The sequence below is a fragment of the Pedococcus sp. 2YAF34 genome (genome assembly GCF_052114585.1).
In the GTDB taxonomy this organism is placed as follows: Bacteria; Actinomycetota; Actinomycetes; order Actinomycetales; family Dermatophilaceae; genus Pedococcus.
In genome coordinates this window covers 66,149-86,478 of sequence record NZ_JBFRFA010000013.1, presented here as the reverse complement: position 1 = coordinate 86,478, position 20,330 = coordinate 66,149, and the positions used below count along the sequence as shown (strand labels likewise).

Annotated in this window: 24 protein-coding genes; 7 read left to right on the top strand and 17 right to left on the bottom strand. The window is 72.6% G+C overall.

What is annotated here, in order from left to right:
• Window positions 1-39: 39 nt before the first annotated feature.
• Entirely contained in the window at window positions 40-666 is a 627-nt protein-coding gene (locus AB4Z02_RS09470) for a GNAT family N-acetyltransferase (protein ID WP_441970557.1), read from the top strand.
• On the opposite strand, the gene AB4Z02_RS09465 is transcribed toward AB4Z02_RS09470, so the two are convergent.
• Genes AB4Z02_RS09465 through AB4Z02_RS09455 form a run of 3 tightly spaced genes read right to left on the bottom strand, consistent with a single transcriptional unit; the run spans window position 629 to window position 1,823 of the window.
• A complete protein-coding gene (locus AB4Z02_RS09465; RefSeq protein ID WP_441970555.1) occupies window positions 629-889 on the bottom strand; it encodes a hypothetical protein in 261 nt (86 codons plus the stop codon). The two genes, AB4Z02_RS09470 and AB4Z02_RS09465, sit on opposite strands and share 38 nt — an antisense overlap.
• A complete protein-coding gene (locus AB4Z02_RS09460; RefSeq protein ID WP_441970554.1) occupies window positions 886-1,587 on the bottom strand; it encodes an RNA polymerase sigma factor in 702 nt (233 codons plus the stop codon). The genes AB4Z02_RS09465 and AB4Z02_RS09460 overlap by 4 nt, the downstream gene beginning before the upstream one ends.
• The gene (locus AB4Z02_RS09455) at window positions 1,584-1,823 is read right to left on the bottom strand and encodes a hypothetical protein (protein ID WP_056883691.1); all 240 of its coding nucleotides are present in this window, start codon (window positions 1,821-1,823) and stop codon (window positions 1,584-1,586) included. The genes AB4Z02_RS09460 and AB4Z02_RS09455 overlap by 4 nt, the downstream gene beginning before the upstream one ends.
• A gap of 185 nt (window positions 1,824-2,008) precedes the next feature.
• On the opposite strand from AB4Z02_RS09455, the gene AB4Z02_RS09450 reads away from it, so the two are divergent.
• The 4 genes from AB4Z02_RS09450 (at window position 2,009) to AB4Z02_RS09435 (ending at window position 5,721) form a co-directional block, all read left to right on the top strand.
• The gene (locus AB4Z02_RS09450; protein WP_235531438.1) at window positions 2,009-2,563 is read left to right on the top strand and encodes a hypothetical protein; all 555 of its coding nucleotides are present in this window, start codon (window positions 2,009-2,011) and stop codon (window positions 2,561-2,563) included.
• On the top strand, window positions 2,560-3,156 hold the full coding sequence (gene folE / locus AB4Z02_RS09445) for a GTP cyclohydrolase I FolE (RefSeq protein ID WP_441970551.1): 597 nt from the start codon (window positions 2,560-2,562) through the stop codon (window positions 3,154-3,156). The genes AB4Z02_RS09450 and folE overlap by 4 nt, the downstream gene beginning before the upstream one ends.
• 126 nt (window positions 3,157-3,282) lie before the next feature.
• On the top strand, window positions 3,283-3,648 hold the full coding sequence (locus tag AB4Z02_RS09440) for a cupin domain-containing protein (RefSeq protein ID WP_441970549.1): 366 nt from the start codon (window positions 3,283-3,285) through the stop codon (window positions 3,646-3,648).
• Between the two features lie 99 nt (window positions 3,649-3,747).
• A complete protein-coding gene (locus AB4Z02_RS09435; RefSeq protein WP_441970547.1) occupies window positions 3,748-5,721 on the top strand; it encodes a thioredoxin domain-containing protein in 1,974 nt (657 codons plus the stop codon).
• Here the strand turns inward: AB4Z02_RS09435 and AB4Z02_RS09430 are convergent.
• The 3 genes from AB4Z02_RS09430 to AB4Z02_RS09420 are packed head-to-tail and all read right to left on the bottom strand — an operon-like array spanning window position 5,702 to window position 7,410.
• Window positions 5,702-6,319 (bottom strand): histone deacetylase, encoded by a 618-nt coding sequence (locus tag AB4Z02_RS09430; protein WP_441970545.1) that lies wholly within the window; start codon window positions 6,317-6,319, stop codon window positions 5,702-5,704. The genes AB4Z02_RS09435 and AB4Z02_RS09430 overlap by 20 nt on opposite strands.
• A gap of 51 nt (window positions 6,320-6,370) precedes the next feature.
• A complete protein-coding gene (locus AB4Z02_RS09425; protein ID WP_441970543.1) occupies window positions 6,371-7,162 on the bottom strand; it encodes an FAD:protein FMN transferase in 792 nt (263 codons plus the stop codon).
• On the bottom strand, window positions 7,159-7,410 hold the full coding sequence (locus tag AB4Z02_RS09420; RefSeq protein ID WP_441970541.1) for an FMN-binding protein: 252 nt from the start codon (window positions 7,408-7,410) through the stop codon (window positions 7,159-7,161). Before AB4Z02_RS09420 ends, AB4Z02_RS09425 begins: the two co-directional genes overlap by 4 nt.
• Between AB4Z02_RS09420 and AB4Z02_RS09415 the strand changes: the two genes are divergently transcribed.
• Window positions 7,403-7,678 carry a hypothetical protein gene (locus AB4Z02_RS09415; RefSeq protein ID WP_441970540.1) on the top strand — a complete coding sequence of 92 codons (276 nt, stop codon included), beginning with the start codon at window positions 7,403-7,405 and terminating at the stop codon, window positions 7,676-7,678. The two genes, AB4Z02_RS09420 and AB4Z02_RS09415, sit on opposite strands and share 8 nt — an antisense overlap.
• Before the next feature lie 68 nt (window positions 7,679-7,746).
• On the opposite strand, the gene AB4Z02_RS09410 is transcribed toward AB4Z02_RS09415, so the two are convergent.
• From AB4Z02_RS09410 to AB4Z02_RS09390, 5 genes are all read right to left on the bottom strand, one after another.
• Window positions 7,747-9,189, bottom strand: coding sequence for a ferredoxin reductase family protein (locus AB4Z02_RS09410; protein ID WP_235531436.1), 1,443 nt, complete (start codon window positions 9,187-9,189; stop codon window positions 7,747-7,749).
• An 81-nt stretch (window positions 9,190-9,270) separates the two neighbouring features.
• Complete coding sequence (locus tag AB4Z02_RS09405; protein ID WP_441970539.1) at window positions 9,271-9,951, bottom strand: nucleoside/nucleotide kinase family protein; 681 nt, start codon at window positions 9,949-9,951, stop codon at window positions 9,271-9,273.
• Complete coding sequence (locus AB4Z02_RS09400; protein ID WP_200949265.1) at window positions 9,948-10,697, bottom strand: TSUP family transporter; 750 nt, start codon at window positions 10,695-10,697, stop codon at window positions 9,948-9,950. The genes AB4Z02_RS09405 and AB4Z02_RS09400 overlap by 4 nt, the downstream gene beginning before the upstream one ends.
• A gap of 33 nt (window positions 10,698-10,730) precedes the next feature.
• A complete protein-coding gene (locus AB4Z02_RS09395) occupies window positions 10,731-11,492 on the bottom strand; it encodes an HAD family hydrolase (RefSeq protein ID WP_056883684.1) in 762 nt (253 codons plus the stop codon).
• On the bottom strand, window positions 11,492-13,321 hold the full coding sequence (locus AB4Z02_RS09390; protein ID WP_056883683.1) for a proline--tRNA ligase: 1,830 nt from the start codon (window positions 13,319-13,321) through the stop codon (window positions 11,492-11,494). Before AB4Z02_RS09390 ends, AB4Z02_RS09395 begins: the two co-directional genes overlap by 1 nt.
• Window positions 13,322-13,441: 120 nt before the next feature.
• Here AB4Z02_RS09390 and AB4Z02_RS09385 point away from each other — a divergent pair, with 120 nt between their 5' ends.
• Window positions 13,442-14,065 (top strand): pyridoxamine 5'-phosphate oxidase family protein, encoded by a 624-nt coding sequence (locus AB4Z02_RS09385; protein ID WP_441970536.1) that lies wholly within the window; start codon window positions 13,442-13,444, stop codon window positions 14,063-14,065.
• A gap of 21 nt (window positions 14,066-14,086) precedes the next feature.
• Here the strand turns inward: AB4Z02_RS09385 and AB4Z02_RS09380 are convergent, their stop codons facing one another.
• The 6 genes from AB4Z02_RS09380 to AB4Z02_RS09355 form a co-directional block, all read right to left on the bottom strand.
• Window positions 14,087-14,329 carry a hypothetical protein gene (locus AB4Z02_RS09380; RefSeq protein WP_441970534.1) on the bottom strand — a complete coding sequence of 81 codons (243 nt, stop codon included), beginning with the start codon at window positions 14,327-14,329 and terminating at the stop codon, window positions 14,087-14,089.
• Window positions 14,329-15,174, bottom strand: a complete 846-nt coding sequence (locus tag AB4Z02_RS09375) for a GNAT family N-acetyltransferase (RefSeq protein ID WP_441970532.1) — start codon at window positions 15,172-15,174, stop codon at window positions 14,329-14,331. Before AB4Z02_RS09375 ends, AB4Z02_RS09380 begins: the two co-directional genes overlap by 1 nt.
• A 95-nt stretch (window positions 15,175-15,269) precedes the next feature.
• On the bottom strand, window positions 15,270-16,430 hold the full coding sequence (gene ispG / locus AB4Z02_RS09370; RefSeq protein WP_056883679.1) for a flavodoxin-dependent (E)-4-hydroxy-3-methylbut-2-enyl-diphosphate synthase: 1,161 nt from the start codon (window positions 16,428-16,430) through the stop codon (window positions 15,270-15,272).
• A 51-nt stretch (window positions 16,431-16,481) separates the two neighbouring features.
• Window positions 16,482-17,849 (bottom strand): M50 family metallopeptidase, encoded by a 1,368-nt coding sequence (locus AB4Z02_RS09365; protein ID WP_441970531.1) that lies wholly within the window; start codon window positions 17,847-17,849, stop codon window positions 16,482-16,484.
• Entirely contained in the window at window positions 17,849-19,105 is a 1,257-nt protein-coding gene (gene dxr, locus AB4Z02_RS09360; RefSeq protein WP_441970529.1) for a 1-deoxy-D-xylulose-5-phosphate reductoisomerase, read from the bottom strand. The genes AB4Z02_RS09365 and dxr overlap by 1 nt, the downstream gene beginning before the upstream one ends.
• Window positions 19,106-19,126: 21 nt before the next feature.
• Window positions 19,127-20,191, bottom strand: a complete 1,065-nt coding sequence (locus AB4Z02_RS09355; RefSeq protein ID WP_441970528.1) for a DnaB-like helicase C-terminal domain-containing protein — start codon at window positions 20,189-20,191, stop codon at window positions 19,127-19,129.
• Window positions 20,192-20,330: the final 139 nt, after the last annotated feature.

Here is a 20,330-nt window from a genome sequence, read left to right as displayed (position 1 = left end):
GTGCCCACGCGGGCGGTGCGTGCGCCGTACGGTGTCCCCGTGACCGAGCAGCTGACCACCGAGCCCACCGAGTATCCGGACGACGCCGAGCCCGCCGACACCGTCGTGACCGAGCTGCGCACGGAGCGGCTGCTCCTGCGCCAGTGGCGCCCCGAGGACCGTGAGCCGTTCGCAGCGCTGAACGACGACCCGCTGGTCATGGAGCACTTCCCGGGGCACCTCGACCGCGCGGCGAGCGACGCGATGGCCGACCGCATCGAGACCGCGATCGCCCGCAACGGCTGGGGGCTGTGGGCGGCCGAGGTCCTCGACACCGGGGAATTCATCGGGTTCGTCGGGCTGGCGGTGCCACGGTTCGAGGAGCACTTCACCCCCTGCGTCGAGATCGGGTGGCGGCTGGCGAGCTCGGCCTGGGGTCGCGGCTACGCGCCCGAGGGTGCGCGGGCCTCGCTGGCGCACGCGTTCGGCCCGCTGGGTCTCGACGAGGTGGTGGCCATGACGATCCCCGCCAACGACCGGTCGCAGTCGGTCATGCGCAAGATCGGGATGACGCGCGACGAGTCAGCCGACTTCGACCACCCGCTCATCGCCGAGGGCGACCCCACCCGGCGGCACGTGCTCTACCGGATCACCCGGCAGGAGTGGGCCGTGCTCCGTCCTTGCTGAGCAGAGCGGCGAGGGACCTCGCTTCCTCGTGGCAGGCTGCACAGCCCTGCAGGTGGCGGGACAAGGCCGGGTCGGGGGGGTCGTTGCGCAGCAGCGCCTCGACGTGGCCGTCCATGCGCTCGAAGCACTCCTCGCAGGACAGGTACGGCGTGGTGTCCAGCAGGAGCGCGTCGACGGCATCCGGCTGGAGGGGCCCGGGGCGGGCGGCTGGCTGGGGGTTCATGGCATGCCTGCTCGGGTCGTGGGAACGTGTCTCGGGCCGTGCGCTGGGTCCGGCGGCAGGTAGCCTCTGCCGGTGAGGTCGGCACGCAGCCGGGTGCGGACGTCGTGGACGGTCTTGTACAGCGCTCCGCGGGTCGTCCCGAGGCGGTCGGCCAGGACGTCGATGGGGACGCCGTCGACCAGCAGCGCGATGGCGACCCTGCGCTGGTGCGGCGTCAGGACGGTGCGCATCGACGTCGAGACGGCCGCGGCGAGGTCTGCTCCCTCGACGTGCCGCTCGGGCCCGTCGTGGTCGGGTGCCGGACGCCCGGCCAGGTCGAGGTCGTGCAGCTCGACCTCCCGGTGCTGCCACTGCACGCGGCGGACGTCCGTGGCCGCCTGGAGGATGGCGAACTTGTAGGCCCACGTGGTGAACCGGCTGCGGCCCTCGAACGTGTGGAGCTTGGCCAGCAGTGCGGTCATCGCCTCGTCCGCGGCCTGGTTGACGATGACGTCCACGGTCGCCCGCGAGTCGTCGGGTAGGGCGGAGCGCATGCGCGAGACCTGGTGGCCGGCAGCCCGCAGCATCAGGTCGTGCAGGCGTCGGGTGGCGGCGAGCTGCTGCGCCCCGCCACCCGAGAGGGCCGCGACCCAGTCCTCGGGGTCGGCGTCCGGGCCGTGCCCAGCCGTGGTGATCGGGCCCGGGCTGTGCGCGGTCACCGGGACCGCGGGGTGGTGTCGAGGGGCGACAGGATGCGCGCGGCGAGGCGGGGAGGGCAGCCGGCGTCGACCAGCTGAAGGAGCGCGTGCAGGTCGGTGCGCTGGGCGGCGACCTCGTCGGCGAGGTCCGGCGGGAACCCTGCCTCCCGCAACCGGCAGGCGCGCCAGGCGACGACGTCGACCGGCGGGCCGGGGGCCCGGCAGGCGCCGGTGGTGTGGTGTGGACGGGTGGTCATGCCCTGTTTGCTGCCGGGACGGGACGAGGTCTTACCGACGGCTCACAGCTTGGGTGCGGGTTGGTAAGACACCCGGGGTGCGGTGCGGCTAACACCGAGTCAGCCTCCCACCGCGCCGGACCCGGCGCCACACCTTCGGGCGCCCCGTCGGCCGTCGGGAGGACACCACACCAGAGGAGCCGCTCATGGCCACCACCGATGCCCGCGACCGCCACCACGACCAGGTCCGCACCCTGGCTCCGCACGCGCGGACCCGAAGGCTGCACCGCGACCCGTCCTACCAGGCCTACGCCGTGCTGAGGGGCGCGTTCGTGGTTGCGCCCGTCGTCTTCGGACTCGACAAGTTCACCAACCTGCTGGTCCGCTGGGACCAGTACCTGGCGCCCGTCCTCTCCCGCCCCCTGCCCGTGAGCCCGCACCAGGCGATGTACGCCGTCGGGGTGGTGGAGGTGCTCGCCGGCCTGCTCGTGCTGCTGCACCCGCGCCTCGGCTCGGTCGTCGTCGCCGCCTGGCTCGGTGGCATCGTCGTCAACCTGCTGCTCGTCCCAGGCTGGTACGACGTCGCCCTCCGCGACTTCGGCCTCCTGCTGGCCGCCGTTGCGCTGCAACGGCTCTCGACGAAGTTCGACGCCCGGCCAGCCCTGTGGCCGCTGCGCACCGGAGTTGAACGACGCCCGCCCCGCGACGAGACCGCGGGTCGAGACCGCACCGTCACCTCCACCACCGGGACGACTGCGTGAGCGCTCGCACGGCCTGGTCCGGGCCGTCCCCCGTGGCCGACCCGGACCTGGCAGGCGCCGCCGCTGGAGCCCGGGCCCTGCTCGACTCGCTCGGCGTGGACCTCGCGTCCGAGTCGTTGGCGCGGACACCGGCCCGCATGGCCGCTGCCCTGGCGGAGCTCCTCACCCCGCGGCCGTTCGAGATGACGACGTTCCCCAACGACGGCGGCTACGACGAGCTGATCGTCGCCCGCGGGGTCCCCGTCCGGTCGCTGTGCGAGCACCACATGCTGCCGTTCGTCGGCACCGCGCACGTCGGCTACCTCCCCGGTGACCGCATCGTCGGCCTGTCCAAGCTCGCACGGGTCGTGGAGCACTTCTCGAGGCGTCCGCAGGTGCAGGAGCGCCTGACCACCCAGGTGTCCACGTGGCTGCGCGACCGGCTGGGGGCTGCGGGGGTGGGGGTCGTCGTCGAGGCCGAGCACCTCTGCATGACGCTGCGGGGTGTCCAGGCACCGGGGACGACGACCGTGACGTCGAGCCTGCTCGGGGTGCTGCGGGACGACCCGCGCACGCGGGCCGAGTTCCTCGCCCTCACACGGCCCCAGCGCTGACGTCGCCGGCGCCTCCTCCGACCACTCCCGGCGACAAGCGTCCCGAGGACTGGCGTCCACCTGGGGTGGTGGCGACGACCGGTCGCGACGAGGATGCAGGGTCAGGACGAGGACGAGGAGAGAGCCATGGGCACCGAGACCACGGGCGGACACCCCGCCGACGACGCAGCGGTGGACCTCGCGGAGGAGGGTGCGTCGCTGCTGGCGCAGGCGCGTGAGGGCGGCAACGGGCACGCGTCCCGCCTGCTGCTGGGCGGGGAGCGCCAACGAGCGGTGCTGATGGCGCTGCGGAGCGGCGCGACGCTGTCCGAGCACGAGTCGCCGCCGGCAGCCACGCTCCACGTCCTGCAGGGCACCGCGCGCCTGTATGCAGTGGACGGCCCCGAGTGGGTCGTGCCGGCCGGCCGGCTCGTCGCCATACCGTCCGCCCGGCACGGGGTGGAGGCCCTCGAGGACACCGTCATCCTGCTCACGGTCGCCCTCGCCCCCTAGCCGGCACGGTACGTCTCCTCCCGTCCCCGCCCGCCGGCCCATACGGCCCGGCACCGAGCCCTTCTCCGTGGGCGGCGGGCGCGGCGCCTACGGTGGGGTATGCCCAACCGCCTCGCACGGTCGACCTCGCCGTACCTGCTGCAGCACCAGGACAACCCCGTCGACTGGCAGGAGTGGGGGCCGGAGGCCTTCGCCGAGGCGCGTCGCCGCGACGTGCCGGTCCTGCTGAGCGTCGGGTATGCCGCGTGCCACTGGTGCCACGTCATGGCCCACGAGTCGTTCGAGGACGAGGACGTGGCCAGGGCGGTCAACGCCGACTTCGTCGCCGTCAAGGTCGACCGCGAGGAGCGGCCCGACATCGACGCCGTCTACATGGCCGCCACCACCGCGCTGACCGGCCACGGCGGGTGGCCGATGACGTGCTTCCTCACGCCTGACGGCGACCCGTTCTTCGCCGGCACCTACTTCCCCCGACCGCAGTTCCTGCAGCTCCTGGAGGGGGTGACGAGCGCCTGGGCCGACCAGCGCGAGCAGGTGCTGGGTAGCGGCGCCCACATCGCCGAGCGGCTCCGCGAGCTGTCCGCCCCGGTCACCGGGCACGCGCTCGACGCCGAGGTGCTCGAGACCGCGGTCACGCGGCTGCGCGGCCAGTTCGACCACGCCGCAGCAGGTTTCGGCGGCGCACCGAAGTTCCCGCCGTCGATGGTGCTGGAGTTCCTGCTGCGCCACCACGCGCGCACCGGGTCCGCGGACGCGCTCTCGATGGCCGCGGCCACCTGCGCGGCGATGGCCCGTGGCGGGATGTACGACCAGCTCGCCGGCGGGTTCGCGCGCTACTCGGTCGACGCCCGGTGGGTGGTGCCCCACTTCGAGAAGATGCTCTACGACAACGCCCAGCTCCTGCGCGTGTACACCCACCTGTGGCGCATCACCGGCGACGCGCTCGCCCGGCGGGTGGCGGTGGAGACGGCGGAGTTCCTGCTGCGTGAACTGCGCACCGCCGAGGGCGGTTTCGCCTCTGCCCTCGACGCCGACACCGACGGCGTCGAGGGGCTCACGTATGCCTGGTCGCCGGCCCAGCTCGTGGAGGTGCTGGGCGAGGACGACGGGGGGCGGGCCGCGACGCTGCTGTCCGTGACGCCGGCAGGCACGTTCGAGCACGGCCTGTCCACCCTGCAGCTGCTCGAGGACCCCGACGACACCGGCTGGTGGGCGGCCACCCGGTCGGCGCTGCTGGCAGCGCGGCAGGACCGTCCGCAGCCGGCGCGCGACGACAAGGTGGTGACGTCGTGGAACGGCCTGGCCATCGCCGCGCTGGCGGAGGCCGGCACCATCCTCCACGAGCCGGCGCTGGTTGCCGCAGCCCAGGCGTGCGCGGCCTTCGTCGTGTCCACGCATCTGGTCGACGGACGACTGCGCAGGGCGTCGCGCGACGGAGCCGTCGGGTCGGCAGCCGGTGTCGCCGACGACTACGGCAACCTCGCGGAGGGGCTGCTCGCACTCCACCAGGCGACGGGTGAGGTCCGGTGGCTGGAGGTGGCGCGCGAGCTGCTCGCCACCGCGGTGGCGCGGTTCGCCGCACCGGACGGGGGTTTCCACGACACGAGCGACGACGCCGAGGAGCTGTTCACCCGCCCCCGCAGCGCCGCCGACAACGCCGAGCCGTCCGGCCAGAGCGCCCTGGCCGGTGCACTGCTCACGTGTGCGGCGCTCACGGGCGACACCGCGATGCGGGAGCGCGCCGAGGCGGCCCTGTCCGCCTCGGGGGCGGTCGCCGCCCGTGACCCGCGTTTCGGCGGGTGGGCCCTCGCCGCGGCCGAGGCCGCTGTCGCAGGGCCGCTGCAGGTGGCCGTGGTGGGCGCCGGGCCCGAGGCCGACGCGCTGCTCGAGGTGGTGCGCCGCTCACCCTCCCCCGGTCTCGTGCACGTCCACGGCGACCCCGACACCACCGGCATCCCCCTGCTCGAGCAGCGACCCCTGGTCGGCGGCCGTGCTGCTGCCTACGTGTGCCGCGGGTTCGTCTGCGACGCCCCCGTGACCGACGTTTCAGCCCTCAGGGCAGCGCTGCGGTGACCACCGGCCGGAGTGCCTCGACGTCCCAGCCGGGTCCCGCTCCGGGACGGTCGGCGAGGTAGGCAGCGATCTCCTCGGCACCGAGCTCGTGCGTCTCGTGCAGGCCGCGGGCGACCACCTCGAGGTAGGGCTGCGCAGGCGAGTTGCGTTGCAGCACTTCTGGATCCGGTGCGGTGAAGGTGAGCACCGGCTGGCCGTCCAGCTCACCCACGAGGTGCAGCGACTCGTACCGTCCCGGTCCCAGGTCGTGGCGTGAGCTGCTCAGCACGGTGCTGAGGTCGAGGTCCTCGCCGGGCGGACGGTGCATCTCCTGCGCGGCGACGTCCGCGAACTGCTGCTCGGTCACCAGGTAGGCCCGCGCCAGTGTGGCGCCCGCAGCGCCGGAGTCGTAGAAGGCGATGCCGCCGCCCCACGTCGGCGACTCCCAGGCGAAGAACATCTCCCCCGGCAGCGTCATCGCCCGGTCGGCCGTCGGGGGGCTGGTGTTGCGAGCGCCGGGGTACGTCCGCGTCGCCCCCGCAGGGCGGCCACCCTCGAGGTAGCAGAGGAAACGGTCGCGAGCGAGGTTGCTGCCGTAGCTCGCGTACCAGACCTGCACGCCTCCCACTCTGCCAGAGGTGTCGGCCGCGGGGGCGGGAGCGGGTACGGCTCAGAGGACGAACGAGCGGTAGGCGGGGTCGTGGGCGGCGAGCGCCTCGCGCCCGGCGACGGGGTCGACGAACAGCGCCGTCGCCCACACGTCGGCCCACAGCAGGCCCGGCCCCCACACCGTGACGGACCCGGCACGGTCGACCGCGCCCCCGGTGCGGGGGTCGCCGATGTGCAGGCCACGGGCGGCGGTCCCCGAGGTGGCCAGGCCGCCGATGGCGAGGTCGAGCGACGCGGCCACGGTGCCGGGACTGCGTGGGTCCTCGATGCCGACGCGCCACGAGGTCGGGCGTGCGCCTGGTCCCGCGCCGGCCACGATGTCGCCACCGGCGTTGACGCACCAGGAGATGCCGGGGACGTTGGCCAGGTGGGCGGCGGCCTTCTCGACGGCCCAGCCCTTGACCAGGCCGGTGGGGTCGTAGCCACCCGAGCCGGGGTAGGCCGCGGTGAACAGGCCGCCGGTGCGCTGCTGCGCCTGCGCGCACAGCTGCGCGACCTCCTCGTGCCACGGGTGGGCGTCCGCGCCGTCGAGCTCGCCCCTGCGCAGCCGCATGAGCTCGCTGTCGGGACGCCAGGTGCTGAAGAGTTCGTCGACCTTGTGCAGGAACGACCACACCTGCCCGACCGCCTCCTCGACCTCGGTTGCCTGCACGGCCGGCAGCTCGCCGCGGACGTGGACCGAGACCGGCAGGCCCATGACCTGCTCGACGAAGGCGCGGCGCGGGGTCGCGGGCGCCGACGACCCGTCGTGGGACGAGGCGGTGGCGGGACGCGGCGCGGTCACGGCACTCACAGGTGGGCCTGGTCGATCGCGGACTGCAGCGACTGGATGTAGCCGTCGGAGGTGTACGTGGCCCCCGAGACCATGTCGATGGTGGCGCTCTGGGCCTGCACGACCTCGCTGTTGAGGACGGGCACCGCGTAGGAGTTGATCTCCTGGTCGCGGTGGTCATTCCACGGGACCTGCAGGACCTGGGCCGCGGTGATCTTGCCGCCAGCGACCGTGATCTGTACCTGCACGTTGCCGAACCGGGTGCTCACCGCGTTGCCGTCGTACGTCCTGGCGGCCGATGCCGTCGAGGAGGAGGACGAGGAGGAGGACGAGGAGCTCGGCGTCGAGGAGGAGCTGCCTGAGCCTGAGCCGGAGCCGGTCGACCCTGAGCCGGAGGACCCGGACGACCCCGACGTCGTGGGGCTGCCGGACGGCGTGGTCGCCTCCGGCGTGGAGGATGCGCTGGGCGCTGCGGCCTGGGCGAGGACGGGGGGCGCCGTCGCGGCGGCGCTGCGGCTGGAGGTGGACGTGTGGTAGCTGAACAGCAGCACCAGGGTGGTCAGGGTGGACAGCGCCCACAGGGTGATTCGTCGCATGGTGGGCTCCTAGTACTCGAACCGCTCGAGGTGGATGTGGTTGGAGGGGACACCGCTGTCGAGGGCGGCCTGGCGGGCCGCGTCCATCCACTTCGGTGCGCCGCAGAGGAACACGTCGCGCTCGGCGACGTCGGGGACGAGCTGGGTGAGGGCGGCCGCGTCGCTGAGGTGGGCCGCCGTGGCGGGCAGCCACGTGTCGCGCCCCGGGACACGGGACCCCTCCACCGTGACGTAGCGGGCGCCCTTCCGTCGGGCGAGCTCGAAGATCTCGGCGGCGAAGACGAGCTGGTCGCGGCTGTGGGCGCGGTGGACGACGACGACGTCGCCGGGGTCCTGGTCGAGCTCCTCGAGCAGCGCGCGCATCGGGGTGATGCCGATGCCGGCGCCCATGAGCAGCACCTTGCGGCGGCTGCGCACCCCGGCGTGCATCCGGCCGTAGGGACCCTCGACGAGGACTCGGGTGCCGGGCGTGAGGGAGGCGAGCTGCTCGGTGCCGTCGCCGACGTGCGCGGCCGTGATGCGCAGGGTGCGCCCGTCGGGGGCGGCGGACACGGAGTACGGGTGCGCCCGGCTCCAGCCGGGTCCGTCGAGGAAGCGCCACTGCAGGAACTGGCCGGCGGCGACGTCGAGCTTCTCGACGCCGCGGCCGGCGACGACCACCGAGGTGACCCCCGGGCCCTCGGCCACGACGTCGGTGACGCGCAGCGGGGCTCGCAGCGAGCGCCACAGCGGCACGGCGACGCGGTAGCCGAGCACGGCGGCCGCGCACACGGCGTACAGGGTCCACCAGAAGACGGTCGAGGCGGTCGAGGCGAGGAACTCCTGGCCGGTCCACAGCTGGTGCGGGAGGGCCAGCCCCGCGCCGAGGTAGCCGTAGAGGTGGATCAGGTGCCAGGACTCGTAGCGCAGCCGGCGGCGTGCCCTGCGGACCGAGGTCACGACGACGAGGCACAGGGCCACGGTGCCGGCGGTCGCGAGCAGCATGCCCGGGTAGTGCAGGACGAGGTCGACCAGCGTGCCCCAGATGCCGGTGGGCGTGCCGGCGGCGTAGCCGAGCGTGATGAGCACGATGTGGGCCCACAGCAGGTTGAAGGACGTGAACCCCACCAGGCGGTGGGTGCGTGCCAGCTCGTCCTGGCCCCAGGCCTGCTCGAACCACGGCACCCGCGCCATGAGGAACACCTGCACGAGCAGCAGCGCCGAGGCCACCAGGCCCGTCAGGCGCCCGGTGCTGGTCAGCGCCCCGGCCACCGAGGCCAGGTCCTGCACCCCACCGCGCGCGACCCAGAGCGCGGTGACCCAGATGAGGACGACCCAGAAGGCGCTCACCGACGCGTCGCGCCACCAGCGGGGGACGGTGTGGACGCGGCGCGTCGGCTGGGGGGCCCGCCCGGACGGGGCGGTGTGGGCAGCCGCTCGCGGCGCCGTCGGGGGCAGGTCGATCGTGGTCACGTCGAGAACTCTGCAGCCCGTTCCTAGGAGTTTGCTGTGGACACCCCATGGTCCAGATCTGTGTCGGAAGATCCCGGTGGATCAGGCCCCGGCCGTCGCGATCCTGCCGTCGACGAGGACGAGGTCCGCCTCGTCGCGGTCCGTCACGACCAGGCGCGCGTTCGCCTCGTCGGAGCGGTCCACCCAGGCCTCGGCGTCGTCGGGCTCGCGCCCGGCTGCGACGTGGCGCTGGACCAGGCGCAGCCGTCGCTGCTCGTCACGGAGGTCGCAGAACCACACCTCGTCGAGCTGGGCGCGCACGTCCGGCCAGCCGCCGTCCGGCAGCAGCAGGTAGTTGCCCTCGGTGACCACGAGGTCCGCGCCCTCGCCGACCTCGATGCTGTCGGGCTCGGGCTCCCCCACGCCGTGGTCGAAGCTCGGGGCCAGCAGGCGCGCCCGCGGGAGGCTGCGTGCGGTCGCGAGGGTGGCGGCGTACGCGGCGACATCGAAGGTGTCGGGCGCGCCCTTGCGGTCCCGCCGACCGAGGCGGTCGAGCTCGGCGTTCGGCAGGTGGTAGCCGTCCATCGGCACGTGCGCGACCCGTCCCGCCAGCCGGGGGTCGGCGGCCACCGCCGCCAGCAGGGCCAGCACGAGGGTCGTCTTGCCGGCACCCGGGGCGCCGCTGATGCCCAGCACCCGCCGGCGCCCGTCGGCGGCGGCGTCCGCGAGGGCCGCGCACCGGTCGAGCAGCCGCGCGTCGAGCGGCGTACCGGGCCCGCTCACGACCACACCCCCAGCACCGAGCCGCCGATGCGCACGATGAAGGCCACGAGCACGACGACGAACACGACCCGGACGAAGCGGCTGCCCCGGGCCACGGCGGTGCGGGCGCCGGTGTAGCCGCCGAGGATGTTGGCGACGGCCATGATCAACCCGATCCCCCACATCACGTGGCCGCCCGGGACGAAGACCGTCAGCGCCCCGAGGTTGGTGGCGAAGTTGGCGATCTTGGCCTTGGCGCTCGCCTCCAGGAACGCGTAGCCCATCAGCCCGACGAGCGCGAAGACCAGGAACGACCCCGTGCCCGGGCCGAGCGCGCCGTCGTAGACGCCGATGACGAACCCGGTGAGCATGGCCACCACTGTGTGCCGGTGGCCGTCGAACCGCAACGCAGTCTCGTGCCCCATCGACGGCCGCGCCACGGTGTAGGCCCCGACGACGACGAGCATGACGAGGATGACCGGGTTGAAGGCCGACTTCGGGATGTGCAGCCCGATCAGCGCGCCGCCGACCGCGCCGAAGTACGCGACCGCCGCCATCGGCAGCGCCGTCCTCAGGTCGGGACGGACCCGGCGCCAGTAGGTCACCGAGCTCGTGGTGGTGCCGAAGATCGAGGCGACCTTGTTGGTGGCGAGCAGCTGCGCCGGGCTCGCGCCGGGGAACCCCAGCAGCAGCGCCGGCAGCTGCACGAGGCCGCCGCCGCCGACCACCGCGTCGACCCAGCCCGCGCCGAACCCGGCGAGGGCCATGAGCAGGACCGTGGTCAGGTCGACGTCAGGCACCTACCGCCCCAGCCAGCGGTCGACGACGCGCAGGACGTCGAGCAGCTCGTGGGCGTGGGCGTCCGGCGTGACGTCGACCGCGACCTGCTGGCTGGCCGGGATGTCGCTGTGGGGCACCCAGATCGCGCGCATCCCGACCTGCTGCGGGCCGTGGACGTCCTCGAAGAGCCGGTCGCCGACGTAGACCGCGGCCTCGGGCTCCACGTCCACTGCCGCGCAGGCCGCGAGGAACGCCTCGCGGTGCGGCTTCACGACGTGGATCTCCGAGGAGTAGACGTCGCCGTCGAGCAGGTCGAGGACGCCGTCGCGCTGGAAGACCTCACGGTGGTAGGCGCGGGTCCAGATGGTGTTGGAGAGCACCCCGACCTTGAGCCCGCGGTCGTGCAGCCCCTCCCAGAGCGGGCGCACCTGCGGGTCGGTGTGGGTGTGCGGCTCCCAGAACCGGCGGTATGCCGCGAGCGCCAGGTGGTGCCGGTCGTGCTCGGGGTCGACGCCGGCCTCGGCGAGGATCGCCTCGATCGAGGCGCTCTCGTGCGTCTCGCGCCCACGCGCCCAGGCCTTCTCCTCGGCCTGGTGGATGCGCATCGCGAGCGAGTCGGCCTCGGCGATGTCCTCGGCGGGCATGGCGGGGTCCTCGACCGGCAGGCCGTGCACCTCTCGCGCGAACACCCGCCACTGGCGCGGCAGGTCGACGTCGTGCCACGGGGTGAGGGTGCCGCCCCAGTCGAAGATGACCGCCTGCGGCGGGGTCTCCACCGCCATCAGCCGTCGACGCCGGCCGGCGCAACCGCGCCGGTCGCCGCGTTCGCGCCGGTCGCGCCCGTCACGAGGCGGCGCACGGTCTCGACCACGTCACCGACCGCCACCTCGGTGCGCTCGCCCGTGGCGCGGTCCTTGACCTCGACGACGCCGTTCTCCAGGGACTTGCCCACCACGACGATGGTCGGGATGCCGATGAGCTCGGAGTCCTTGAACTTCACCCCCGGGCTCACCTTGTGGCGGTCGTCGAAGAGCACCGAGACGCCGGCCGCCTCGAGCTCGCGGGTGAGCTCCTCGGCCTTGATGAAGACCTCGGGGTCACGGTTCATGTCCTTGCCGGCGGCGACGAGGTGCACGTCGACCGGGCTGATCTCCCGGGGCCAGCGCAGCCCGAGCTCGTCGTGGTTGCCCTCGGCGACGCAGGCCACGGCGCGCGAGACCCCGACGCCGTAGGAGCCCATGATGACCGTCTGGAGCTTGCCGTTCTGGTCGAGCACCTTGAGGTCGAGCGCCTCGGCGTACTTGGTGCCGAGCTGGAAGATGTGGCCCATCTCGATGCCCCGGGCCGACTCCAGCGCGTGCCCGCAGCTCGGGCAGAGGTCGCCGGGGCGGACGTCGGCGGCCTCGATCGTGCCGTCGGCCGTGAAGTCACGGCCGGCCACGAGGTCGATGACGTGCTTGCCGCTCACGTCGGCGCCGGTCACCCAGCGGGTGCCCTCGACCACGCGCGGGTCGAGGAGGTAGCGGATGCCCGAGGCCGACTCCGAGCCCAGCGCACCGGGGCCGATGTAGCCCTTGGCCAGCGCCGGGTTGGCGGCGAAGTCCTTCTCCTCGAAGGCCGCCACCTCGGCGGGCTCGACCTGGGCGCCGAGGCGCTTCTCGTCGATCTCGCGGTCACCGGGCACGCCGATGGCCAGCGGCTCACGCGTGCCGTCGGGGTGCACGAGCACGACGATCACGTTCTTCAAGGTGTCGCTGGCAGCCCAGGCGCGGTCCTCGCGGGGGTACGCCGCGTTGAGGTGGTCCACCAGGGTCTCGATGGTCGGGGTGTCGGGGGTGTCCTCGGCGTGTGCCGCGGGGGCGTCGTCCCAGGGCAGCGCGTCGGGGACGGGCACGCGCACGGCCTCGACGTTCGCGGCATACCCGCAGCTGGGGCAGTGGACGTAGGTGTCCTCGCCGTTCTCGGCGGTGGCGAGGAACTCCTCGCTCTTCGACCCACCCATGGCGCCGGCCATGGCCTGGACGATGACGTAGTGGAAGCCGAGGCGGTCGAAGATGCGGATGTAGGCGTCGCGGTGCAGCTGGTAGCTCTTGTCGAGCCCGGCCCCGTCGATGTCGAAGGAGTAGGAGTCCTTCATGACGAACTCGCGCCCGCGAAGGATGCCCGCGCGCGGACGCGCCTCGTCGCGGTACTTCGTCTGGATCTGGTAGATCGACAGCGGCAGGTCCTTGTAGGACGAGAAGAGGTCCTTCACCGCGAGGGTGAACATCTCCTCGTGGGTGGGGCCGAGCAGGTAGTCGGCGTCCTTGCGGTCCTTGAGCCGGAAGATGTTGTCGCCGTACTCGGTCCAGCGCCCGGAGGCCTCGAAGGGCTCCTTGGGCAGCAGCGCGGGGAACAGCAGCTCCTGCGCGCCGATCTGGTCCATCTCCTCGCGGACGATGTTCTCGACCTTGCGCAGCACCTTGAGCCCGAGCGGCAGCCAGGTGTAGATGCCGGGGCTGACGCGGCGGATGTAGCCGGCGCGGACGAGGAGCCTGTGGCTCGGCACCTCGGCATCGGCCGGGTCCTCGCGAAGGGTTCGCAGGAACAGGGTCGACATGCGCAGTGCCACTGGGGACTCCTCGGGTGGTGGGCGAACCCACAGAGGATATCGGGGCGTACGGCGCGGGCTCACCCCAGTTGCGCCGTGCGCACCGCCCGCGCGTGGTCGGGCCGCTGGCACACTGGCGCCATGACCGACGAGGGCCACCGCATCGAGTCCGTCGAGCAGCTGCGCGCGCTGGTCGGCGAGCCGCTCCCCCGGGTGCGCGACAAGGTGCGGACGTCCCTGCACGAGCTCGACCGCCAGTGGATCGCGGCCTCGCCGTTCTGCGTGGTGTCGACGGCCGGTGCCGACGGCCGCTGCGACAGCTCACCCAAGGGCGACCCCGCCGGCTTCGTGAAGGTCCTCGACGACACGACGCTGGCGCTGCCCGAGCGCAAGGGCAACAAGCGCGTCGACGGCTACCTCAACGTCCTGGAGAACCCTCACGTCGGGCTGCTGTTCGTCGTCCCCGGCCGTGGCGACACCCTGCGGGTCAACGGCAGGGCGCACCTGGTCTCGGACGCGCCGTGGTTCGACGAGATGGAGGTCGAGGGCCACCGGCCGGTCCTGGCCCTGGTCGTGGAGGTCGAGGAGGTCTTCTTCCACTGCGCCAAGGCGTTCATGCGCAGCAGGCTCTGGCACCCGGCCTCCTGGGACCCCATGGCCGTGGGCTCGCGACCGCAGATCGCCAAGGCGCTCGAGCGGCCCGAGGACTCCGTCGAGGAGCTCGAGCGCTACTACGGCAAGCAGTACTCCACCGGCCTCTACTGACTGCGCGGACGGGCGCGGGCCTCAGCGGGAGCGGAGGTGGCGCAGCCGCGCCCGCACGGCCAGGGCGGAGGTCCCCCCGCCGAGGACGACGAGGACCACCCCGACCCACAGCCAGGTGCGCCCGGCCGGCTGGCTCCCCGGCACGACGACGAGGAACAGCCCGAACACGAGCAACGATCCCGTGAACCACACCAGGACGTTGCCGACGGGCTCGCCGGGCGTGGGGCCGGCGTCCTCGGGCGAGCGGTCGGGGTCCTCGGGCATCAGAGCAGGACGGTCGAGAACGTGCCGACGTCCTCGAAACCCACGTGCCGGTAGGTCGCCCGGGCGCTGGCGTTGAAGTCGTTGACGTACAACGTCACCCACCGCGCCCGCGTGGCCATGACCTGCTCGACCACCGACGCCATGAGCGGCGCGGCGAGGCCTTGCCCTCGCAGGTGCGGCGCGAGCCACACGCCCTGGATCTGGGCGCAGCCGAGGGCCACCGAGCCGACGTCGGCCTTGAAGACCACGGCGCCCTCCTCGACGGCCACGAACGTGTGCCCCCGCTCGATGAGGGCCAGCAGGGCGGTGCGGTAGGCAGCACCGGAACCGGTGTAGGGCGGGTAGCCGATCTCGCCCTCGAACATGTGCGCCGCCGCGGGCATGACGAGGTCCACCTCGCCGACCGTGGCCGGCCGGACACGGGGGTCGAGCTCGACGCCGAGGCTGGAGGGGAGCTCCATCGCGCTCATGAGCGGCTGGTTGGACCGCACGGCCCGCGCCGGCCCCCACGACGGCGCCAGGTGGCGCCACAGCTCGGCCACCTGGTCGGCCGGGCCGAGGATGGAGGCGCAGTGGCGGCGCCAGCGACGCACCCGGTCGGCGAAGAAGGCGAGCTCGGTCTCGTCGGCCTCGACCGGCACGAGGTTGGCGCTCGACCAGCACAGCGCCTCGAGGCGGCCGTCGACCTTGTGCCCGAGCACCGTCCCCGGCTGGGTGGTCAGCACGCCCTCGAGCAGGCGTGCGGCGACGAAGACGTTGGCCGGCAGGTTGCGCGCACACAGCTCGAGGGCAGCATCACGCTCCGACGCAGTCAGGGCGTGGACCGGGTTGCGGGTGCGCAGCACGGAGCCAGCCTAGGGCGTGCGTGCCCTTGGTGCGGCGCCAACGACCAATGGGGTGCGGGGACGCTTCACCGCTGCCTGAGGCACCCCTCCCGGACTCAGCCGACGGTGACGCTGGGGGCGCCGGCGCTCTCCTCGTCGACGGGCTCGCCCATCTCCTCGGCGATCCGCATGGCCTCCTCGATGAGGGTCTCGACGATCTGCGCCTCGGGGACGGTCTTGATGACCTCGCCCTTGACGAAGATCTGGCCCTTGCCGTTGCCGGAGGCGACACCGAGGTCGGCCTCGCGGGCCTCCCCCGGACCGTTGACGACGCAGCCCATGACGGCCACGCGCAGCGGGACGGTCATGCCCTCGAGGCCCGCGGTCACCTGGTCGGCGAGCGTGTAGACGTCGACCTGTGCACGGCCGCACGACGGGCAGGAGACGATCTCGAGCTTGCGCGGCTTGAGGTTCAGCGACTGGAGGATCTGGTTGCCGACCTTGACCTCCTCGACCGGCGGGGCCGAGAGGGAGACGCGGATGGTGTCGCCGATGCCCTTGGACAGCAGTGCCCCGAACGCGGTGGCCGACTTGATGGTGCCCTGGAAGGCGGGGCCCGCCTCGGTCACGCCGAGGTGCAGGGGCCAGTCGCCCCGCTCCGAGAGCAGCTCGTAGGCCTTGACCATGACGACGGGGTCGTTGTGCTTCACCGAGATCTTGAAGTCGTGGAAGTCGTGTTCCTCGAAGAGGCTCGCCTCCCAGACGGCTGACTCGACCAGCGCCTCGGCGGTCGGCTTGCCGTACTTCTCGAGGAGCCGCTTGTCGAGCGACCCGGCGTTGACGCCGATGCGGATCGAGACGCCCGCGTCCTTGGCGGCCTGGGCGATCTGCTTGACCTGGTCGTCGAACTGGCGGATGTTGCCGGGGTTGACCCGGACGGCCGCGCAGCCGGCGTCGATCGCGGCGTACACGTACTTGGGCTGGAAGTGGATGTCTGCGATGACCGGGATCTGGCTCTTGCGCGCGATGGCGGGCAGCGCGTCGGCGTCGTCCTGGCTCGGGCACGCCACCCGGACGATGTCGCACCCCGACGCAGTCAGCTCGGCGATCTGCTGCAACGTCGCGTTGATGTCGGTCGTGGGCGTCGTGCACATCGACTGCACCGAGATGGGGGCGTCGCCGCCGACCTCGACCTTGCCGACCTTGATCTTGCGCGTCTTGCGACGGGGCGCGAGGACGGGCGGGGGCAGGGCCGGCATACCGAGACCAACAGTCATGGATGCAGTATCTCCCAGCGGGTGGCGGGGGGTGTGTCCGGCCCCGCGACCTCAGCCGCCCAGGCTGATCGGCTTGACGACGTCGGCGTAGATCAGCAGCACCGACATGACGATGAGGACGCTGGACACGGCGTAGGCGACGGGCAGCGCCTTGGCGACGTCGACGTGACCCGGGTCGGGCCGGCCGCGCAGCTGCGCGAGGCGACGCTTGGCGCCCTCCCACAGCGCCCCGGCGACGTGGCCGCCGTCGAGCGGCAGCAGCGGCACGAGGTTGAAGACGAACAGCGCCAGGTTGAGCGAGGCCATGAGGCTGAGCAGGAAGACGAACGGGCTCATGCCCGTCTCGCCGCCGATCCACGGGATCTTGCCGGCCGTCGCGTCACCCGCCATGCGCCCGACGCCGACGACGGAGACCGGGCCGTTGGGGTCACGCTGGCCCGAGCCGAACGCGGCCTGCACGACGCCGACCATCTTCTGCGGGATCTTGAGGATGACACCGGCCGTGTTGACCAGCTGCTCCCCCACGAACCCGGGGACCGCCGTGATCGACTGCCGTTCGTAGCCCACGACCGGGCCGGACGAGACGCCCAGGAAGCCTGCGTCGATGACGACCGGCTGACCGCTGGCGTCGACGAGCGGCTCGCCGTCGGGACCGACCTGTTGGACGGTGTTCTTGATCGGGGTGGCGGTCAGGGTCTTCTCGACGCCGTGGCGCAGGACGACGAGCTGCACGGTCTGGCCGACCCGGGGCCGGATGAGGCGGCCGACGTCGGCGGTGCGCCTGATCTTCTCGCCGGCCACCGAGACGATCTGGTCGCCCGGCTGGACGCCGGCGGTGTATGCGGGTGTCTTGGGGTCCGAGGCGGCGCAGGTGGTCTTGGTGGCGGCGTCCTTGGCGCTGACGACGCACTCGGACACGGTCGCCACGCGCGCGCCGTCCTCGACGGTGGCGACGCCGTACATCGTGAGGATCCCTGTCAGGAGCACCACGGCGATGACGAGGTTCATCATCGGCCCGCCCAGCATGACGACGACCTTCTTCGGCACCGACAGCTGGTAGAAGACGCGGTTTTCGTCGCCGGGCTTGATCTCCTCGAGGCTGAGCTGGCGCGCCTCGTCGGCGAGCTGCGAGAACCGGCCGGTGCTCGAGACCCGCAGCGTGCCCGGCTTGTCGCCCGGCCGCGGCGGGAACATGCCGATCATCCGGATGTAGCCGCCGAGCGGGATGGCCTTGATGCCGTACTCGGTCTCGCCCCTGCGCCGCGACCACACCGTCGGCCCGAAGCCGACCATGTACTGGGTGACCTTGACCCCGAACTTCTTGGCGGGGACGAGGTGGCCGATCTCGTGCAGGCCGATGGACAGCCCCACGCCGAGCGCGACGAAGAGCACCCCCAGGACGAACAGCAGCACGGTCATCAGCGAAGCGCCCCCTCGGCGTCGGTCAGTCGTCCGGTCTCCAGGCCCAGCACCTGTCGCGCCCGGGCGCGGGCCCAGGAGTCGGCCCGCATCACGTCCTCAACGGTCAGGGACCCCGGATTGATCCCCGATGTGCTGGAGCCGGTCGACGAGCCGCCCTCGTCGGCGTGGTCGTGCACCACCCGCTCGACCGTGTCGACGATGTCGACGAACGAGATCCGGCCCTCGTGGAACGCGTCGACCGCGACCTCGTTGGCCGCGTTGTAGACGGCCGGGTGGGTGCCGCCGGCCGTGCCGACCTCACGGGCGAGCCGGACGGCGGGGAACGCCTCGTCGTCCAGCGGCTCGAACTCCCACGTCTGCGCCCGGGTCCAGTCGACCGGGACGTCGACGTCGGCGAGCCGCTCCGGCCACGACAGGCCCAGGGCGATCGGCACCAGCATCCGCGGCGGCCCCGCCTGTGCGATGGTCGAACCGTCGACGAACTCGACCATCGAGTGGATGATCTGCTGTGGGTGCACGACCACGTCGATCCGGTCGAACGAGATGTCGAACAGCAGGTGTGCCTCGATGACCTCCAGGCCCTTGTTGACGAGGGTGGCGGAGTTGGTGGTGATGACCCGGCCCATCGAGAAGTTCGGGTGGGCCAGCGCCTCCAGCGGCGTCACGTCGCGCAGCGACTCCCGCGAGCGCCCACGGAACGGCCCGCCGCTGGCGGTCACCACCAGGCGGCGTACCTCCTCGGGCCGCCCGCCGCGCAGGCTCTGCGCGATCGCCGAGTGCTCGGAGTCGACCGGCACGACCTGTCCGGGGGCGGCCGCCGCCTTGACCAGGGGGCCGCCGACGATGAGCGACTCCTTGTTGGCCAGGGCCAGCACCGAGCCCTCGGCGAGGGCGGCCAGCGTGGGCCGGAGCCCGATCGAGCCGGTGATGCCGTTGAGCACCACGTCCGCGCCGTGCCGCGCTGCGGCGACCGCAGCGTCGTCCCCCACCACCACCTGGGGGCGGTACCCGGCGCGGCCGGCGCGGGCGGCGTACGCAGCGACCGCCTCGGCCACGCGCTCGTGGGTCCCGTGCGCCACGGAGACCAGCTCGACGTCGAACCGCACCGCCTGCTCCGCCACGAGGTCGAGGTTGGACCCCGCGGACAGGGCCACCACCCGGAAGCGGTCCGGGTTGCGGGAGATGACGTCGAGGGCCTGGGTGCCGATGGAGCCGGTCGAGCCCAGGACGGCGACGGAGCGCGGAGTGGTCACCGACCCATTGTCGCAGCAGGACTACTCGCGGAAGACGCGCTCCTCGATGAGCTGCTCCTCGACGATGCGTCCCTCGGGCTCGAACCGCCCCTGCTCGAAGCGCTTGCGGAACTCCATGGCGATCTGGTCGACGCCACTGCGGTTCTTCTCGATCGACATCACCACCCACTGCCGGAAGCGCTCTGCGTTCTCGAGGTGGTAGACGAGGTGGTGCTTGGCCACGACGTCGTACTTGTCGTTGAGGATGAGGATGACGTCGGACTCGTAGGCCAGGGCGGAGGAGCCGCGCAGGTCGTTGACCCGCATCCGCTTGCCGGAGCCGAGGCTGCCCTTCTCGGCGGCGACGATGGCCAGCACCGGCACCTCGAACTCGAGCGCGAGGTCCTTGAGCCGCTCGACCACGACGGAGACCCGCTCCTCCTCGGTGCCGGTGAACCCGGCGACCGGCACCTTCTGGAGGTAGTCGACGAGGACGAGCGGCGGCTGCACCTCGCTGCGCACGACGGCCTCGATGGTGGACCGGATCTCGTCGAGGGTGGTGTGCAGGCCGCTGGAGGTGTGGACGTGCAGGTGGTCGCCGTAGCCCTCCATCGCGGCGACGGCTTCCGGACCACCGGTCGCCGTCTCGAACCGCTCCCGCATCGAGTGGGCATTGCTGTGCCGGGCCTCGAACCGCTGCCTGATCTTGGTCAGGCTGATTCCTTCGGAGCCTGCGACCGCGCCGGCCTCGATGGCGAGCAGGCGCTCGAGGATGCTGTGCGCGTCGTGCTCGTAGGAGAAGTAGACGGCCGACCGGTGGGCGGTGAGGGCGTTGCGCAGCATCTGCAGCGCCATCGCCGTCTTCCCCAGGCCCTGGGGGCCACCGAGCAGGATGAGCTCGCCCGACCGGAAGCCGCCGGTGAGGGCGACGTCGAGGGTCTCGAAGCCCGTGGGCCACACCCGCGCACCGGCCGCACGGCCCGTCCGCATCTTCTCGTCGGTCTCGTTGAGGACGTCCGTGAGCGACCGCAGGCGGGGGGCGGTACGGCTATGCGGAGCGAGCTCGGCAGGGCCTGCCGGGGCCTCCACGGGGTCGAGGCTGGTCATGGCACCGATTGAACCGCGATCGCCCGGCTGACGGGGGCAGTTCTGCCACATTCAGCCGGGCGATCTCGACAGGCGGGGACCGAGCCGGGGCCGAGTCCCCGCAGGTCAGGTCCGGGTCACCTCAGGTCAGGTCAGGGTC

Bases quoted from the DNA above. Each gene is read 5' to 3' on its own strand.
- AB4Z02_RS09465 (WP_441970555.1), bottom strand. From the start codon at position 889: ATGAACCCCCAGCCAGCCGCCCGCCCCGGGCCCCTCCAGCCGGATGCC.
- AB4Z02_RS09455 (WP_056883691.1), bottom strand. From the start codon at position 1,823: ATGACCACCCGTCCACACCACACCACCGGCGCCTGCCGGGCCCCCGGC.
- AB4Z02_RS09450 (WP_235531438.1), top strand. From the start codon at position 2,009: ATGGCCACCACCGATGCCCGCGACCGCCACCACGACCAGGTCCGCACC.
- AB4Z02_RS09440 (WP_441970549.1), top strand. From the start codon at position 3,283: ATGGGCACCGAGACCACGGGCGGACACCCCGCCGACGACGCAGCGGTG.
- AB4Z02_RS09435 (WP_441970547.1), top strand. From the start codon at position 3,748: ATGCCCAACCGCCTCGCACGGTCGACCTCGCCGTACCTGCTGCAGCAC.
- AB4Z02_RS09400 (WP_200949265.1), bottom strand. From the start codon at position 10,697: ATGGCCCTCGCCGGGTTCGGCGCGGGCTGGGTCGACGCGGTGGTCGGC.
- AB4Z02_RS09395 (WP_056883684.1), bottom strand. From the start codon at position 11,492: ATGGCGGTGGAGACCCCGCCGCAGGCGGTCATCTTCGACTGGGGCGGC.
- AB4Z02_RS09385 (WP_441970536.1), top strand. From the start codon at position 13,442: ATGACCGACGAGGGCCACCGCATCGAGTCCGTCGAGCAGCTGCGCGCG.
- AB4Z02_RS09380 (WP_441970534.1), bottom strand. From the start codon at position 14,329: ATGCCCGAGGACCCCGACCGCTCGCCCGAGGACGCCGGCCCCACGCCC.
- ispG (WP_056883679.1), bottom strand. From the start codon at position 16,430: ATGACTGTTGGTCTCGGTATGCCGGCCCTGCCCCCGCCCGTCCTCGCG.
- AB4Z02_RS09365 (WP_441970531.1), bottom strand. From the start codon at position 17,849: ATGACCGTGCTGCTGTTCGTCCTGGGGGTGCTCTTCGTCGCGCTCGGC.
- AB4Z02_RS09355 (WP_441970528.1), bottom strand. From the start codon at position 20,191: ATGACCAGCCTCGACCCCGTGGAGGCCCCGGCAGGCCCTGCCGAGCTC.